The 17,996-nt window shown below is 39.6% G+C and carries 16 protein-coding genes; 15 read left to right on the plus strand and 1 reads right to left on the minus strand.

The genetic code is table 11. The annotated features are described in order from the left end of the window. Window positions 1-25 precede the first annotated feature (25 nt). From VB711_RS17090 to VB711_RS17155, 14 genes are all read left to right on the plus strand, one after another. Complete coding sequence (locus VB711_RS17090) at window positions 26-571, plus strand: rhodanese-like domain-containing protein (protein ID WP_323287385.1); 546 nt, start codon at window positions 26-28, stop codon at window positions 569-571. Then, window positions 568-1,434 (plus strand): sulfite exporter TauE/SafE family protein, encoded by an 867-nt coding sequence (locus tag VB711_RS17095; protein ID WP_323287387.1) that lies wholly within the window; start codon window positions 568-570, stop codon window positions 1,432-1,434. The genes VB711_RS17090 and VB711_RS17095 overlap by 4 nt, the downstream gene beginning before the upstream one ends. A 137-nt stretch (window positions 1,435-1,571) precedes the next feature. Next, on the plus strand, window positions 1,572-2,468 hold the full coding sequence (locus VB711_RS17100) for a bile acid:sodium symporter family protein (RefSeq protein ID WP_323287388.1): 897 nt from the start codon (window positions 1,572-1,574) through the stop codon (window positions 2,466-2,468). A gap of 96 nt (window positions 2,469-2,564) precedes the next feature. Next, window positions 2,565-2,909 carry a metalloregulator ArsR/SmtB family transcription factor gene (locus tag VB711_RS17105; protein ID WP_323287389.1) on the plus strand — a complete coding sequence of 115 codons (345 nt, stop codon included), beginning with the start codon at window positions 2,565-2,567 and terminating at the stop codon, window positions 2,907-2,909. A 735-nt stretch (window positions 2,910-3,644) separates the two neighbouring features. Then, on the plus strand, window positions 3,645-5,342 hold the full coding sequence (locus VB711_RS17110; RefSeq protein ID WP_323287390.1) for a SulP family inorganic anion transporter: 1,698 nt from the start codon (window positions 3,645-3,647) through the stop codon (window positions 5,340-5,342). Between the two features lie 51 nt (window positions 5,343-5,393). Continuing rightward, on the plus strand, window positions 5,394-5,729 hold the full coding sequence (locus tag VB711_RS17115) for an NADH-quinone oxidoreductase subunit K (protein ID WP_323287391.1): 336 nt from the start codon (window positions 5,394-5,396) through the stop codon (window positions 5,727-5,729). Further along, a complete protein-coding gene (locus VB711_RS17120; RefSeq protein ID WP_323287393.1) occupies window positions 5,726-7,165 on the plus strand; it encodes a cation:proton antiporter in 1,440 nt (479 codons plus the stop codon). The genes VB711_RS17115 and VB711_RS17120 overlap by 4 nt, the downstream gene beginning before the upstream one ends. Next, window positions 7,150-7,539, plus strand: a complete 390-nt coding sequence (locus VB711_RS17125; RefSeq protein ID WP_323287394.1) for a cation:proton antiporter — start codon at window positions 7,150-7,152, stop codon at window positions 7,537-7,539. The genes VB711_RS17120 and VB711_RS17125 overlap by 16 nt, the downstream gene beginning before the upstream one ends. Next, window positions 7,536-7,799 carry a hypothetical protein gene (locus tag VB711_RS17130; protein WP_323287396.1) on the plus strand — a complete coding sequence of 88 codons (264 nt, stop codon included), beginning with the start codon at window positions 7,536-7,538 and terminating at the stop codon, window positions 7,797-7,799. Before VB711_RS17125 ends, VB711_RS17130 begins: the two co-directional genes overlap by 4 nt. Before the next feature lie 3 nt (window positions 7,800-7,802). After that, complete coding sequence (locus tag VB711_RS17135; protein WP_323287397.1) at window positions 7,803-8,081, plus strand: monovalent cation/H(+) antiporter subunit G; 279 nt, start codon at window positions 7,803-7,805, stop codon at window positions 8,079-8,081. Next, on the plus strand, window positions 8,074-8,646 hold the full coding sequence (locus tag VB711_RS17140) for a DUF4040 domain-containing protein (protein ID WP_323287398.1): 573 nt from the start codon (window positions 8,074-8,076) through the stop codon (window positions 8,644-8,646). The genes VB711_RS17135 and VB711_RS17140 overlap by 8 nt, the downstream gene beginning before the upstream one ends. A 2-nt stretch (window positions 8,647-8,648) precedes the next feature. Further along, the gene (locus tag VB711_RS17145; protein WP_323287399.1) at window positions 8,649-9,311 is read left to right on the plus strand and encodes a Na(+)/H(+) antiporter subunit B; all 663 of its coding nucleotides are present in this window, start codon (window positions 8,649-8,651) and stop codon (window positions 9,309-9,311) included. 467 nt (window positions 9,312-9,778) lie between these two features. Beyond that, entirely contained in the window at window positions 9,779-11,131 is a 1,353-nt protein-coding gene (locus VB711_RS17150) for an AAA family ATPase (protein ID WP_323287400.1), read from the plus strand. A gap of 260 nt (window positions 11,132-11,391) precedes the next feature. Next, on the plus strand, window positions 11,392-11,880 hold the full coding sequence (locus tag VB711_RS17155) for a hypothetical protein (protein ID WP_323287401.1): 489 nt from the start codon (window positions 11,392-11,394) through the stop codon (window positions 11,878-11,880). Between the two features lie 201 nt (window positions 11,881-12,081). On the opposite strand, the gene VB711_RS17160 is transcribed toward VB711_RS17155, so the two are convergent. Beyond that, window positions 12,082-14,442, minus strand: a complete 2,361-nt coding sequence (locus VB711_RS17160; RefSeq protein ID WP_323287402.1) for a ComEC/Rec2 family competence protein — start codon at window positions 14,440-14,442, stop codon at window positions 12,082-12,084. 386 nt (window positions 14,443-14,828) lie between these two features. Between VB711_RS17160 and VB711_RS17165 the strand changes: the two genes are divergently transcribed. Continuing rightward, window positions 14,829-17,978: a CBS domain-containing protein gene (locus VB711_RS17165; protein ID WP_323287403.1), complete on the plus strand. Its 3,150-nt coding sequence runs from the start codon at window positions 14,829-14,831 to the stop codon at window positions 17,976-17,978. Window positions 17,979-17,996 lie beyond the last annotated feature (18 nt).

Raw genomic sequence — 17,996 nt, forward strand, 5'->3', positions numbered from 1 at the left:
ACATAGAGAAACAGGAGAGAATTTTATGACTACTTCCCAATTGAAGACTTTGCAAACTATTGATGCTCACACTCTCAATCATTTACTTGAACAAAACGCTGTAACATTGATTGATGTCCGAGAACCTTCTGAGTATGTAGGTGAGCATATTCCAGGAGCAATAATGGTTGCCCTTTCTCGTTTTGAACCGGGTCGGATTCCCCAAAATGAAAAAAAACAAGTCGTTCTCTATTGTCGTTCGGGGAATCGCTCAAAAATGGCTGCTCAAAGGCTATTTGAGGCGGGGTTTAGCTCTGTCACTCATTTAGATTCGGGGCTGAGTGCTTGGAAGGCAGCAGGTTATCCTACTAAAATTAATCGCAATGCCCCTATTAGCTTAATGCGCCAGGTGCAAATTGTCGCTGGTTCGTTGGTGTTTACAGGTACTTTGTTAGGTGCTTTTGTTTCTCCTTGGTTCTTAATTCTCAGTGGTTTTGTGGGTGCAGGATTAATGTTTGCCGGCATCACAGATACTTGTATGTTAGGGATGTTATTGGCGAAATTACCCTATAATCAACGGAGCAGTGTATGACCTGGATTGTAGGGCATTTACTGGCAGCTTTGATTGGGGTAAGTTTGGGTTTAATTGGTGGTGGTGGGTCGGTTTTGGCGTTGCCGATATTGGTTTATGTGATGGGTGTGCCGCCAAAATCAGCGATCGCTATGACTCTGGTGATTGTAGGCACTGTGAGTGTACTAGGTTTAATCCCCCACTGGCAAGCTAAAAATGTCAGTTTCAAAACTGCTTTCATTTTCGGTTCTGCAACCATGCTGGGGGCATTTCTGGGGGCAAAAATTGCCACCCTACCAGTTATTACCGCATCTGTACAAATGACGCTGTTTGCAGTCATGATGTTGCTGGCAGCCGTATTCATGATTTACCGGAGTTCTCAGTCTGTAGCAGCAGATGAAAATTTGGCATTTTATCCCCAACCTGTGTGTAAGTATTGTTGGTTGTGGTTAATGACTGAAGGTTTAGGTGTGGGGGTGTTAACTGGTTTGGTTGGTGTGGGTGGTGGATTTGCGATCGTTCCGGCTTTGGTATTGTTGGGAAAAGTACCGATGAAAAAAGCCATTGGTACATCTCTACTCATCATTATTTTAAATTCAATTACAGGCTTTTTGGGTTATTTAGGAAAAGTCCCCCTTGATTGGAATTTGATGTTATCTTTTATTATTGCTGCCAGTTTGGGAACAATTCCCGGCGCTTATTTTGCCCAGTTTGTACCAGCGCGAAAACTTCAGAAAACCTTTGGTTATTTTCTTTTAGCAGTTGCGACTGTGGTGTTGGTGCAAAATCGTTATAGTTCTCAGTCTTCTAAGGTGTCGAATCATGATTCTGCCAGGATGGTACAGCGTAGTTTGAGAGCTAAACCGTATTTGGGTAAACTCTAAAAGTGCGATCGCTATAATTTTTTAAAACTTCAATATAACCATAATCAATCATTGATGAATATCTAAAAGTTATGCGGAGAAATTCCTGTATAAACAGTGTGATATCATCTTTTTGTTTAATAAAGACAAACTTGATTATGGAAGCCAGTTTTTTAAGTGCGGTTGTTTTACCCGTATCATTAGCTATCATTATGCTAGGAATGGGGCTGTCTCTCATACCAGAAGATTTCCAGCGTGTGAAGAAGTATCCCAAAGCCGTCTCAATTGGCTTGATCAGTCAGGTGGTTTTTTTACCTATGATTGGGTTTATGATTGCTAAAATTGTACCTATGCAACCTGTTATTGCTATGGGATTAATGATAGTGGCACTTTGCCCAGGTGGGGTATCCTCGAATATATTTACATTCCTCGCTAAAGGTGATGTTGCGCTTTCAGTAACTTTGACAGCTTTTAGCAGTTTGATTACAGTCTTTACAATTCCAGTGTTGGGAAACCTAGCATACCAGCATTTCATCGGACAAACTGCTGTCATTGCCCTACCTATTGGAGCAACTATACTACAAATTTTTCTAATGACGCTTGTGCCTATCGGTTTGGGAATGGTGATCCGGCAAATATTTCCAGAAATTGCCCGTCGTTTGGTAAAAGTAACTAATAGTCTGGCAGTTGCTTTACTCGCTGTAATTATTCTTATCCTCATTGTTCGTGAGTGGAGCCGTCTTCCTGGCTTTATTCTGCAAGTGGGGGTTGGTGTTGTGCTGTTGAATGTTATTTCAATATTGGTAGGATTTTATATCAGTAAGTTATTAAAGCTCAATCCTCCTCAACAAATTTGCATTGGGATTGAAGTTGGCATTCAAAATGGTACACTAGCGATCGCTATTACTGCCGGAATCCTCAACAATCCTGATATGGCTATACCTGCTGCGGTTTACAGTTTGTTTATGTATGTGACAGGTTTGATTGCTATTCGCTACGGGAGAAATTTAGCTACCACCAGTTCCGTTCAGCAACCTCTAGAAGGTCAGGTTTAGCATGACAAAAAATCCGACGTTGTTGATTAAAATAGTATTTATAAGCTATAATACAATATAGTAATATAATAATAAATTCTGTAGTTCTATTATTTTATGTTAACAACCTCACCAGAGGCACTAGGACAAATTGCTGATTACTTTAAAGTGCTTTCAGAAATTAGCCGTCTCCAGGTTCTTTGTTGTTTGAAGTCAGGTAGCAAAAATGTAACCGAAATTATTGAAACAACGGGATTAGGCCAGGCAAATGTTTCCAAGCATCTGAAGATCCTAACCCAAGCGGGGATTGTCAAACGGCAACCGCAGGGGGTAAGTGTTTATTATGAGATTACTGACCCGCTAATTTTTGAGATATGTGAATTGGTGTGCGATCGCCTTTCAATACGCTTAGAAGAACAGTCACAGCAGTTGAAACAATTAGATGTATTGCGCGATCGCTAGAAATTGGTAAGATTACCAGAACTATATTGCTACTGGGAACAGCAAGTATAGCCATGGACAGGGTAGTTAGGACATCAAGTAATAATCAAACTCCTACGACAAGAGGGTTTTACTCCCGACTCCTGACTCCTGCTATATAAATAAACCCAATACAAAAACTTTCAAGCCTGTCATTTGCTGATAAGTTTTACATATATTATTAATTATCGCAATCAAACTTAGTCAACAGGTATAGTCTTTTATCTATGAAATCAATTTAATATTAAATTAATATTAAGTTTTATGGATCAACAAAAATGACTCATAAAGCTGTAAGCTATTGTTAATCCGATTAAAATGGGCAATAAATCAAACTTGCTATTTAGGTAAGTTTTTTTATTAAAATTTTTTGTCTTTGACCTAAACCTGATCTACTGGGGATTCGTATTTAGTGATTCCCCAAGTATAAAGGTGAAATATTCCCATGGTTTGCAAAGAATTAAAATTATCTTTGCCTAGTTTTTCATGTCTATAAAACATGGAATCTACTCAAATTTCAGAGGGAACATAAAATTTAAAGGCAGAAGGCAGAAGGCAGAAGGCAGAAGGCAGGAGGAGAGAAAAAATACCTATTACCTGTTACCTATTACCTATTACCTATTACCTGTTACCTGTTACCTGTTCCCTGTTCCCTTTTTTAGTAACCAACGATCTTAAAAATCAAAATTTTGCTGTTTTAGTAACCATAAACCCAAGATGACATTCACTAATACAATCCATTTTAGAAACTTACGAGGCGATTTATTTGGTGGTTTAACTGCTGCGATCGTTTCCTTACCTCTAGCATTAGCATTCGGTGTTGCTTCCGGTGCTGGGCCTGTTGCTGGTCTTTATGGAGCAGTTTGTATCGGTTTTTTTGCAGCCTTATTTGGTGGGACACCAACCCTAATTTCTGAACCAACCGGACCAATGACTGTCGTTATGACTGCAATTGTCGGTTCTATGACCGCAGCTAACCCAGAAAACGGCTTGGCAATGGCATTTACCGTAGTCATGTTAGCGGGAATATTTCAAATTATCTTTGGGATATTTAAGTTGGGTAAATACATTACCCTCATGCCTTACAGCGTGATTTCTGGGTTTATGTCTGGAATTGGGGTGATTTTGATTATTTTGCAAATTGCTCCTTTTGTGGGACAGCCAAACCCTAAAGGTGGTGTATTGGGGATGGTACAAAACCTGCCTGATTTACTGACTAAAATAAATCCGGCCGAAACAATTTTAGGCTTGCTGACCCTGGCAATTATTTTCTTGATGCCAGCCAAAATTAAACGTTTCGTTCCTCCCCAACTGGTAGCATTAATTGTCGGAACAATAGTTTCTCTGACCATCTTCGCTGGTACTGATATCAGACGAATTGGGGAAATTCCCCTGGGATTGCCAACATTGCAAATGCCAACTTTTACTGCATCCCAAATGACAACCATGATTGTTGATGGGGCAATGTTAGGGATATTGGGTTGCATTGATACTCTACTAACGGCAGTAATTGCAGATAGTTTGACTCGTACCGAACATAAATCTGATAAAGAATTGATTGGTCAAGGTATCGCTAACTTAATATCTGGTTTGTGTGGTGGGCTACCTGGTGCTGGTGCGACAATGGGAACAGTTGTTAATATCCAAACAGGTGCTAGTACAGCTTTATCTGGTTTAACACGTGCGGGAATTTTATTAATTGTAGTTTTGTGGGCGGCGCGGATTACTCAACCGATTCCCATGGCCGTTTTAGCTGGTATTGCGCTGAAGGTGGGAATTGATATTCTTGACTGGAGCTTTTTGAAACGCGCCCATAAGGTGTCACTGAAAGGCTCAATCATCATGTACGGTGTATTGTTTCTGACTGTATTTGTTGACTTGATTGTGGCTGTGGGTGTGGGAGTTTTCATTGCTAATATCTTAACTATCGATCGCCTGTCAGAATTACAATCTCAGGAAGTGAAGACAATTAGCGATGCTGATGATGCAATTACCTTGAATGACGAAGAGAAAAAACTGCTCGATTTAGCTAATGGACGTGTACTGTTATTTTACCTGAGTGGTCCAATGATCTTTGGGGTATCGAAAGCGATCGCTCGTGAACATTCAGCAATGGCCGACTCTGATGTGTTGATTGTCGATTTGAGCGATGTCCCAATGTTAGGTGTAACTGCATCTTTGGCAATTGAAAACGCCATCAAGGATGCTAGTGAACAAGGTCGTCATGTCTTACTTGTTGGTGCTGCGGGCAAGGTCAAACGCCGCTTAGAAAAGTTTGGTATTTTAAGGTTTGTACCACCGCATTATATGTTTGTAGATCGTGTAGAGGCACTTAAACAAGCCGTTGCTTTAGTTAATCCTGATGCAGGTATTGTTAATAGTCCTAATGCTAGTATCTATAATGCTTACGAGTAATTTATTCGGCATACTGTTGAATAGTCAACCTTTACCCAACAGGTAATTCTCTTGTTAGAAGCATACATATTCGGCACAATATTGTGTGGGTTTTTCGGTATCATCCTGAAAAAGAACCTGGTGATGAAAATCATCTCGATGGATGTGATGAGTACGGGGGTGATCGCCTATTACGTGCTGATTGCATCACGAGATGGTTTATTTACACCAATTGTTTCCAACGTCAAAAATCGCGCCTTTGCCGATCCAGTACCCCAGGCGGTGATATTAACCGCAATTGTGATCGGCTTTTCGATTCAGGCTTTAATGCTGGTCGGTGTGATGAAGTTGGCACGGGATAATCCGACCTTGGAAACCAACGAAATCGAAAAAAATAATACCCCATGAGTACCATTACAATCGTCTGGATTGCACTACCGTTTTTTTTGGGGTTCATGATTTATTTGATCCCCAAATTTGCTAAATATTTGGCAATATGTACGGCTTTTGCCTCAGCCATCTATGGGTTACAGCTACTTGTTCAACAAGCACCACTAACACTCAAGTTACTTGATAGCTTAGGTGTGGTCTTAACAATTGATCAATTAAGCGGCTACTTTATCTTAACTAATGCTCTAGTAACAGCCGCAGTCATCCTTTATTGTTGGCAGACCGACAAAACGGCTTTCTTTTACGCTCAGTCCATCATTTTACATGGCAGCGTCAACGCCGCATTTGTTTGTTCAGATTTAATTAGTTTATATGTAACCTTAGAGGTAAGCGGTATTGCTGCCTTTCTCTTGATTGCCTATCCCCGCACTGACCGATCAATTTGGGTTGGCTTACGCTATTTGTTTATTAGTAACGTGGCCATGCTTTTTTATCTGGTTGGTGCGGTACTGGTTTATGAGGCGGATCATTCCTTTAGTTTTACAGGTTTGCGCGTCGCACCACCGGAAGCCCTGGCGTTAATTTTTGTGGGATTATTGACAAAGGGAGGAGTTTTTGTATCAGGGTTATGGTTGCCATTGACCCATTCAGAATCGGAAACACCGGTGTCGGCCATGTTATCGGGGGTTGTAGTTAAGGCTGGTGTTTATCCATTGGTGCGATTTGCGTTGATGGTACCAGAGATTGATCCGATAGTCAGGATCTTTGGGGTGGGTACTGCGTTACTGGGAGTGTTTTATGCAGTTTTTGAACAAGATACTAAGCGGCTGCTGGCTTTAAGCACAATTTCCCAGTTAGGCTGGATTCTCGCGGCCCCAGTGGTGGGAGGATTTTATGCTTTGACCCACGGATTGGTTAAATCAGCACTATTTTTAATAGCAGGGGCTTTACCAAGTCGCAACTTCAAGGATTTGCAACATCAATCGATCAGTAACCCCCTATGGATTGCCCTAGTTATAGCCAGTTTTTCAATTTCCGGCTTTCCCTTGTTATCTGGTTTTGGTGCGAAGGTGTTGACAACAAAGAATTTGTTACCTTGGCAAGCGATCGCTATGAATATAGCAGCTTTGGGAACAGCAATATCCTTTGCCAAATTTATCTTTCTTCCCCATGGAGGCACAACAAAGGTCAAACCGGGTTTATGGGCACCAATAATTTTGTTAATTGGTGGGTTGTTGATTGCTAATATTGTCTATTACGAAGCTTACACCGTCGAGAATATCATCAAACCCCTGGTAATTATTGGCATCGGATGGTTAGCTTATTGGCTAATTTTTAAACGTTCAATCCTCAAGTTACCCCGTGTCCTAGAGGAATTTGACCATTTAATCGGTGTAATGAGTTTAATTTTAGTTCTGCTGTTCTGGAAGGGATTAGCATGGTTGGGCATCTAAATCTAATTTTACGATTGACTATTTGGTTTTTGCTGACTGCCGATTTCAGTTGGCCAAATATCATCATTGGTGTAATTATTGCTTTTTTCTTACCTGGTCGTCAAAAAGCACCGGAATCATTAAAAGATTGGCTGCGTGTGCTAGGTGAAATTATGGTGGCAATTCCCCAAGCATACAAGGAGGCATTTGAAATTATACTCCGTCCTCATAAACACGAAGAGATCACCATGGAACGAGTCAAACCAGGACGCACATCCGGTTTGATCTTCCTAGATATTTTCCTGATTACCTTTACCCCCAAGACCATCGTCTTGAAATATCACGAAGATGGCTGGTATGAAGTCCACTTGGTACGACGGAGGAAAAAAGCATGAATCTGAATTTAGTCATGATTACCATGATTGTGGCACTGCTCATACCTATTTACGAAGCATGGAAGGATAATAACGTCTGGCAGAAGATGTTGGCATTTTCTAGTATTGCTAGTAAAACATCAATTATGATCCTAGTTGTATCGGTATTGCGCGATGATTGGATGATTGGTGTGGTTGGGGTAATTATTCTGAGTGTGGGTAATGCGGCATTAATGCTGCTGGCTCATATACTCAAACGCATGAGTGATGTATCAAATTAATATATGATTAGCATTTTAAGTAATATTTGTATCATTGTCGGAATAGTGTTTTGGTTTTGGGGAACCTCTCACCTACTCGGCAAGCGATCGCTATTGTTCAAACTCCATAGTCTTTCCGTTGCCGATACCCTTGGCTCAATGAGTATCGTTGTTGGACTACTCCTCAAGATACCTAGTAAATGGCCGCTGCTTCTCCTCGCTATCATCTCCTTGGCCATCTGGAATACTGTATTAGGGTATGTGTTAGCTTACTGCTCCAGTACGGAGGGTCGTTATGAATGATAGTTATATCTATATAATAGTTGCCTTATTGCCCTTATCTGCCACCATGGTTGTATCCCAAGTCAACCCCTACCATGCTCTGGTCATCCGGGGCATATTGGGGGCAGTAGCAGCGATGCTATATGCCATATTGGGGGCAGCAGATGTGGCTTTGACTGAGGCATTGGTGGGTACTATGCTGGCAATTACTCTGTATGCGGTGGCAGTTCGTTCATCCTTGGTAATGCGTCTGGGTGTACTTGAAGATCAATTGGTTGAGAAAGATGATTTTAGCCAATTGCTGGATAATTTACGGGCAATTTTTCGCAAACGTCAGATGCGTCTAGAGTTAGTTCCCTACCCAAATTCTCCAGCCTTGGAACGGGCTTTGCTGGAGAAAGAAGTTCATGCCACCTGTATTCCATCAGAAGACGCTGATCTAAGCCTAGCCACAAATGAAGACAAAAACCACCCCTATCATACAGTAATCAGGGTAAAACGGGTTTATGAGATCATCCAAAGCGAACTTATATCAACAGCCACAACCCTCAGTTATGTAAGTACACCAAATTCAGGGGAGAAGTAAACATGAAATGGGTCTATATTGTTGCCGGCATAGCACTGTTTATCAAAATGGCAGTTTTGCCGAATCCAGCACCAGATATACAGGATTTTCCTATTGTGGAAACCATAGTTAAAGAGGGTGGTATACCCAATGCAGTCACAGTCATCATCCTTAGAAATCGTCTGTATGACACTATCTTTGAGGTAGTAGTATTCACAATTGCGATTATGGGTGCTTATTTTCTCCTGACTAATGAAAGGCCATCCTGCGTGATCTATCGTTTTACCGATCAACCATCTATCGTTTTAGCACGTCTGGGAGCGACTATTGCGGCTTTGGTGAGTATTGAGTTAGCTATTCGGGGACATCTGAGTCCAGGAGGTGGTTTTGCTTCCGGGGTGGCAGGGGGGACAGCGATTGGCTTGATTGCCATTACCTCATCACCGGAATGGATGCAAGAGATTTACCAGCGATCGCACGCCGCTATATGGGAGAAGGTTTCGGTTCTTGTTTTTATTGTACTATCGGTTATTACTCTGGCAGGAGTTGAGTTACCTCACGGAGAGATGGGAACGCTTTTCAGTGGGGGGGTGATCCCGTTGCTAAATATTCTGGTTGCAGTCAAAGTTGCTTTGGGTTCCTGGGCGGTAATTTTGGTTTTTATTCGTTATCGCGGTTTGTTGTGAGATTTGACCTTACTATGTGCGGTTCTTAGCTTCTTCTTATGGAAAAGCAGGTTTAAAATCCTTGAAAGTCTTATTCCGTCAGTAGTTCATTTAAATTTAGTGGACAATTCTTTATAACCATTGCCCCGTCAGGGTTTTGTTATAATCAATCCTCAATCACCATAAAAGATACGCAAGAGACGATAATCCTTTACCAGTGGATTTATTTGGCAATGTTGTGGAGAATAAAGCAAAACGTAAGAAATAAAGTAGGGGCTGACAGGTGTAGGTTTTTAATTTAGGTGTGAGTTGACACTCTCAAATACAATTTTAAACTGTGTGAAAACACAAAATTTCGTTCTTGAGTGGGAACTCAGATGGGAAAGAGGAGTTTTCAATCAACGAAAAAACCCCATTTCAGATGCTTTCGTAAAAAACCTACACCCGTCAGCCGCTACTCCTCCCACTTCCCCTACCTCTTATACCTCATGTTAAAACAACTAACTATTCATAACTTTAAATCTTGGCAGAATACAGGGCAAATGCCATTAACATCCTTAACGGGATTATTTGGTACTAATAGTTCAGGCAAAACTGGCATTATTCAACTGTTATTAATGCTCAAACAAACTGTAGAATCTCCTGATAGACAACGAGTATTACATACAGGAGATGATAAAACTTATATTGATTTAGGAACAATTACTGATGTCATATACCAGCATCAAATCCCTGGAGAAATTGAATTTTCTTTAACTTGGAATTTACCAGAAACTCTCAATATTATTAATCCAGAGGGTAAATTAGATGATATCATATTTTCAATTTCATCTTTATCATTTAATGCTAATATTGAAGTTACAGTAGAAAGCCTGACTGTAAAAAATATGTCCTATAGTTTTGATCATGACAATAAAAAGTATTTATTTGGCATGGAGAGACAAGATAATCAAAATAATAAAGATAAAAGTGAATATAAATTATTATCTCCAAATTATAACGTAAGACGCTTTAAAGGTAGAGTATGGCCACTTCCACAACCAATTAAAAGTTATGGTTTTCCAGATCAGATCAACTCATATTATCAAAATACCGCTTTTTTAGCAGATTTTGTACTAGCCTTTGAAGGAGTTTTTCAAAATATCTATTATCTTGGTCCCTTGCGAGATTATCCACGTCGTAGCTACACTTATGCTGGATATCAACCCCAAGGTGTAGGCAAAAAAGGAGAACAAGCTGTTGCTGCTTTATTAGCTTCTAGAACTCAAAATAACGAGGAAAACATAGAACAACGAATAGCAGAATGGTTACGGGAATTAGGACTAATACATGATTTTCAGTTAAAACCAATTGCCGAAAATCGTCAAGAATATGAACTGCGTGTACGACCTACTCCTAATTCTTCTGAAGTATTAATTACAGATGTAGGTTTTGGAGTTTCTCAAATCTTACCAGTTTTAGTGCTTTGTTATTATGCCCCTAAAGGTTCGACATTGATTTTTGAACAGCCAGAAATTCATTTACATCCATCAGTGCAAGCAGGTTTAGCAGACGTATTTATTGATGTGATTAAAAATAGAAATATGCAAATCATCCTTGAGAGTCATAGCGAACATTTATTGCGTCGCTTACAAAGACGTATTGCCGAAGAACAACTCCAAGAAAATGATACTGCATTGTATTTTTGTCAATTAAATGAGCAAGGAAACTCCGAATTAATTCCTTTAGAATTAGATGATTATGGTAACATTAATAATTGGCCTGTAGGATTCTTTGGTGATGAAATGGGAGAATTATTAGCAATGACAGAAGCAGCTATGAAACGTCAAGAAAGGGAGTAGGGGAAGCTGGGGAAGTGGGGGGTGAAAAGATTGTTTGATTGTTGCATTCAGATAAATAAATACTTTCAATTAAATAGTTTCAATAATATGAGTAGGCAATACTTGTCGGTTAAGCTAAAAACATTAAATCAGGTAGGTTGGGTTGACGTTAGGAAACCCAACATTTACGGGCTTTTGTTGGGTTGCGCTGTCGCTTAACCCAACCTACAAAAACTCTTAACCAATAAGTATTGTATGAGTAGGGAGAATCAATCAGAATAATGTCCTATTTTGTAGTAGATACCAATGTTCCCATAGTAGCTAACGGAAAATCAAATCAAGCCTCACCTGCTTGTGTTTTAAACTGTGCCAAAAAGTTGCAAGAAATTCAAGACCAACATATAATCGTATTGGATGATACATGGTTTATTATTAATGAATATAAAAATAAATTATCCCCTACAGGACAACCAGGAGTAGGAGATGCCTTTTTCAAATGGGTATTAACTAATCAAGGAAATCCGCAACGCTGTCAACAAGTGAAAATTACACGCCATGCTGAAAATAGTTTTCAAGAATTCCCAGAAAACGAAAATCTTATAGATTTTGATAAATCAGATCGAAAATTTGTGGCAGTTGCTTTAACTCATCCTGAAAAACCACCAATTTTAAATGCAGTTGATTCTGATTGGAAAAATTTTGAAATGGCCTTAAATAATATTGGGATCACAATTATATTTCTCTGTTCTGAATTAACAACTCGTCCATAAGACCATTCAATAATATACTTTAATGATTTACCTGATTCAAACCAACTTAAACGATTTTTATTAGACATATCTCTTATTCATTTAAAACAGTCTAATCAATGAGATAGAGATAAAAATTTATCATCTTCCTAAAGTGAGATTTTTGTGATTATCAGACGATATTATATCACATACGCACTTAAAAGATGGGTATTTCTATTTCTAAAAAACTGAAGATTTATTTTCTGTTGATTGGATGAAGGGTTGGAAGTTATCCTTTGGTGTCCATTGAATAGCCCCGTCGCGTCCGGTAAAAAACAGTTTTATTTGCTTTTTGTTAATTTCAGAAAGTGTATTTTGATCAATGTCGCCGGCAGATGTAATGGCTATTTGTGGTTCTAGTGCTAAAACTAAATCTTTTAATGATTCGGGGAGACACCAGAGAACTTGGGGACGAGATAGATCTCCGGTTTTAATCAGTTGGGCTATTTGTTGAGAGGTGATATTACCTACTAATAGCCAATTTTGACCGAAAATTTGTAATCTTAAAATTGGTAATTGGTCATTTACTAACTGGGCAACCGTTGACCTAGTAGTTACAATTTGTCCGATGGTTAGGGGTTGATATGTTCCTTGATGATTTTGGATTTTCTGTTGGATTAGCTGAATTTTGGCGATGTTATCTGTGGGTGAAGAATATTTATAAAAGTTCTGAATTGGAAGATTTTGGGTTATTTCTAACCAAGCGTCCGTTTCTTCTCCGGGGAATTTACTAGCGATCGCCCAATTAATTTGATTTATACCTTGTTGTTGCAAAAATGGTAAAATTGTGTATCGACCTGACCCTTCATTACCACTATTAATCAAGGTGACGTTTCCCCGGTCTTGAATCACTAATACCGGTTCTGTTCCAGTGGCTAACAATGTAATTCTCGATAAATTATTAGCCGTATGCCAAACAGGAATAACCACCAAAAAAATACCAATTAAACCTGCTACCCACCAATGCTTTTGCCACCAACCCACTAACCAAGTTAAACCAATCAACCCATAGATTGTTAACATTGTGAAAATTGATATACTACCCACAGCAAAGGAACTTCCAGGTAGGGTTGCAAAAAATTCTGCCAATTGAATCAGCCAATGGGTCGGGTAATATAAGAAACTGGCTAAATAACTGCCCAATTCAGGAGAAATTAAACTGACTAAAGCAGTAATCATTCCACCAATACTAATCACCGAAATCAACGGCGTAGTGATAATATTCAGTGGTAAACTATAGACCCCAACAACACTAAAAGTGTGTAAAAGTAAAGGTAAAGTCCAAATTGTCGCCGCCAGGGGAACAGCAACTAAAGAAGCGATCGCTGGTGGTAGCCAGTCCAAACGTTGTGTAATTGGTGATGCGGTGACAATTAAACCCAAAGTAGCCAAAAAACTTAATTGAAAACCTAAATTCCAAATCCAGATGGGATTAAATAATAACAAAATAGTTGCAGCTAACAACAACGAACCTAATTGTTGAACCCTTCTACCCAATGCTAAAGCAATTAAAGCTGCAAAACCCATAATCACGGCTCTAAGTACCGAGGGTTGAAAACCAGTTAAACTCAAAAAAGTGATTAATGCCACCGAACCAAGGCCAATCTGCAATCCCTTATTAGCTTTTCTGGTTAGTTGGAGAATTATCCCTAAAATCAAAGAAGTTTGAAACCCAGAAGCCGCTAAAGCGTGAGCTAACCCCACCTTACTGAATAAGTCACGGATATCATAGGGCAAATCAACGGCTTTACTACCGATCACCATCGCACTAAGCAGAGTTCCTTCCGGTACACCCAACCCACGCACCTGCGATCGCACTATCCTTTGTCGTATTTGCCACCATCCCCAATCATATTGTTCATCAACTAAATTTACCTGTCTGCCTATCAAACCAGCAAATGTACCTTCCTGTTGTAAATACTTTTTAAAATCAAAGGTTCCAGGGTTGGAAGCTGCTTGCGGTTTATACAAAACCCCCGTCACCCCAATTTGTTGGCCAGGATATAAACCAGTAACCTGAAGGATCGGTACTGTCACATATAACTTACCCGTCACCCCTTGAGAATTACTAGCTGAATCTCGTTCTTGTTTAACTTCACCTAACTGGGTAACTGCTAACCAAAATTGTCCTCGTTGATTACGAGTCAAACGCGGCTTACTCTCCACTTTACCCCGCACAATCACCAGTTGTTCTTGAGTATTATTATTTGCCTCAGAGATAAACTGACTAATATCCTTAGCTTCTGGTTGGGGAACTCGGAATTGAAAATACACCGTTGCTAAAAATCCCACCAACCCTGCTGCTACCCACACTCTAGGATGGGGAATAGGTTGCTTGGTGTGAATTATTCCCTTATTTTTAGTTTGAGTTTTATTTAAAGATGTTTCTCGTTTTTGAGCCGATTGGGTGTAGACTCTGCTCAACAGCAAGGGAGCTATTATTCCCACCAAGAGAACCCACGCACCACCCCAAGGAATAGCTGTTAACAGCAAACCTAGTATATAACCAAGACAAATAATTACACCACTCGCTTGTATCATAAATATTATTCTTTCTATTCCTTACAGTAATCTACCATTACTCATTAGCTGACTTTTTATATGTTCTAAACTCGAACCTTCAACCTCAAATCCCGAACCTCCAACCTCAAATCTCGAAACTTCAACCTCAAATCCCGAACCTTCAACCTCAAATCCCGAACCTTCAACCTCAAATCTCGAACCTTCAACCTCAAATCCCGAACCTTCAACCTCAAATCCCGAACCTTCAACCTCAAATCTCGAACCTTCAACCTCAAATCTCGAACCTTCAACCTCAAATCTCGAAACTCCAACATTATATTATCCTGCCCCCTGCCCCCTGCCCCCTGCCCCCTGCCCCCTGCCCCCTGCCTCCTGACCCCTTACCTCATAACAGCGTAAAAATCTTGGAACAAGCTATTACCTACAACCCCCTAATTGTTTCCCCAGAGCGCTTGGTGACAGAAGTTCTGGCGTTAATGAGTGCAACCCGAATTAGTTGCTCCTTGACAGAAAATCTTAATGTTAATGATTTGCTGATACCTTTGTCCATTTCTTCCAGTTGTGTTTTAGTTGTTGACAATAATCAGCTTGTTGGTATTTTTACAGAAAAAGCTATTGTAGGATTGAGTGCAAAGAAGAAATCCTTAACGGGGGTGAGGGTTTCTGAGGTGATGTCTAGTCCGGTAATTACACTACGGGTTTCTCAATTTATTGATGTATTTACTGTTTTAAATTTATTTCAGCAACATAAAATTCGTCATTTACCTCTTTTAGCTGAAGATGGTCAAATTATAGGATTAATTACCCACGAAGGATTGCGTCAAGTCCTGCGTCCATTAGATCTACTGCAATTACGCTTAATTGATGATGTGATGATTAAATCAGTCATCATCGCTCCACCAACGGCTAAGTTGTTGACTTTAGTGGAATTGATGGTGAAGCATGAAGTAAGTAGCGTAGTAATTGTAGAGGAGCAAGATCAGTTATCTCTAGATAGTTTGCCGTTGCAGATACCTGTGGGTATAGTCACCGAAAAAGATGTGGTGCAGTTTCAAACTTTAGAGCTAGATTTAACTACGATTTCCGCAGAAATGGTAATGAGTAGACCAGTGTTTACTTTATCTCCACAGGACTCGTTGTGGTCTGTGCGATCGCTCATGCAAGAAAGGAGAATCCGTCATATTGTTGTCACTGGCAACCAAGGAGAATTGCAGGGTATCCTCACTTCTAGTAATTTGCTGCAAGTTCTTAATCCGATGGAAAATTACATTTTGCTAGAGTCATTAGAGCAAAAAATTGATCGGCTGGAAAGAGAAAATTTGCAATTACTACAAAGACGTAATGCTGAATTAGAAACAGAAGTTCAAAAACGTACTCAAGAATTAAATAATCGCATCGAATGGGAAAGATTATTGGCAGATGTAGCCGACCGGATTCGCTCATCTTTAGAACTCCAAGAAATTTTAGATATATCTGTCACCGAAGTTCGACAGGTGCTAGATTGCGATCGCGTGGTCGTCTATCAGTTTTTAGATGATCAAATTGGGGAAATTGTGGCCGAATCAGTCAATTTTGGCTGGACTAAAACTTTGGGTGATCAATTTATTAAACCCTTTTTGTATGAGTCAGTCTATTTTCAAGATAGATGTATAGCCGTTGCTAATATTCATGAACAAAATTATTCAGATTGCTATTTAGAGTTATTAGAACGTTATCAAGTCAAGTCTAACTTAGCAGTACCGATCTTAGTAGAAAATCAGATGTGGGGACTGTTAATTGGTCATCAATGTGCTAACTATCGTCAATGGGAAGAATTTAACTTAGAAATAATGAATCGGTTAGCGGTGCAATTAGCGATCGCCATTCAGCAAGCCAAAGCCTACGCGCGATCGCGAACCGAACTCCAAGAACGACTGAAAGCCGAAATTGCCTTACAAAAAGCCCAGGGATCTTTAAAATTACTCAACCAAGAATTAGAAACCAAATTTGAACAGCGCACCCAAGAATTACAACAAAGTGAAAAGCGGTTTCGCACTTTATTTACTGTTGCACCTGATAATATTTATTTATTGGATATGCACGGTGTCATTCAACAGGTTAATCAGTCAGTAATTGAACAATCTGGTTATAGCAAAGAAGAGTTGATTGGACAATATTTAAAAGATTTTTTTGCCAATGATCACCCACAATTGTCACCCCAAAGATTCTTTAGTCGATTACAGCAGGGTAGCTATCGTCGAGAAGTTGAATTTATCTGTAAAAATGGTAGTAAACGGATCATGGAATGTTCTGTAACCATTGTTTATGACGATGAAGAAAAACCACAATATATTTTAGTTCTACAAAGAGATATAACTGAGCGTAAGCAGATAGAAAACGACCTGCAACAACGTAATCAACAACTGGCGATCGCTAACAGCAGATTAGAAACTGCCACCAAACTAAAAGACGAATTTCTCGCCACCATGAGCCACGAATTACGCACCCCACTTAATGCCATTTTAGGAATGTCTGAAGCCCTCCAAGATAACCAATTTGGACTAATCAATCCTCAACAACAGCGAACAATAGAAACCATTGAACGCAGTGGACAACACTTATTAGACTTAATCAATGACATCCTTGATTTAGCTAAAATAGAATCCGGTAAACTAGAATTACACCTAAATTCTGCCTCCATTTATTATCTTTGTCGAGAAAGTATTGCCCTAATTTATCAACAGGCAATCAAGAAAAATATCAACCTAGAAATGAGGATTCCCCCAGGACTAGGAGAAATTAACGTTGACGAAAGATATATCCGCCAGGTTTTAATCAACCTCCTGAGTAATGCAATTAAATTTACCTCTGACGGTGGTACTGTACGATTAGAGGTAAAACTAGAGTTACCAATGATAGAAATAGCCATAATTGATACTGGTATTGGTATAGCCCCAGAAAATATCCACAAACTTTTTCAGTCTTTTGTCCAAGTTGATAACAGTTGGAGTCGTCAATACCCAGGTACAGGTTTAGGTTTAGCCATAGTACGGAAAATTACAGAACTACACGGTGGCAACGTTGGAGTTGAAAGTAAAGTTGGAGAAGGCAGTTGTTTCACCATTAGACTACCTTATGAAACTACTTCTACCGAAAACCCTACACCCCAAACATCAGAGCAAATTATCGACTTTCAAACCATCACCAGCAACAACCTGATTATCTTAATAGAAAATAACGAAGCCACTATCAGCACATTATCAGATTATTTACTCAGTAGAGGATATACTGTACTGATCGCTAGAAGTAGTAGAGAGGTAATTGACCTGACTCAAACCCACAAACCCGACTTAATTCTCATGGATATGCAGATGTTAAACATGGATGGATTAGAAACAACCAAGCAAATCCGAGCAGATCCGACATTAGCCAATATACCGATTATTGCCATGAGTGCGATCGCCACACCAGAAGAGCAGGAAAAATGTCTACAGCTAGGGATAAATGAATACTTAATCAAACCCGTGAGACTTAGACATCTAGTTGATACCATCCAGGCATTTCTCAACAAATAAACAACATAGCCGTTATTT

The organism is Cronbergia sp. UHCC 0137 (assembly GCF_034932285.1).
In the GTDB taxonomy this organism is placed as follows: domain Bacteria; phylum Cyanobacteriota; class Cyanobacteriia; order Cyanobacteriales; family Nostocaceae; genus Cronbergia.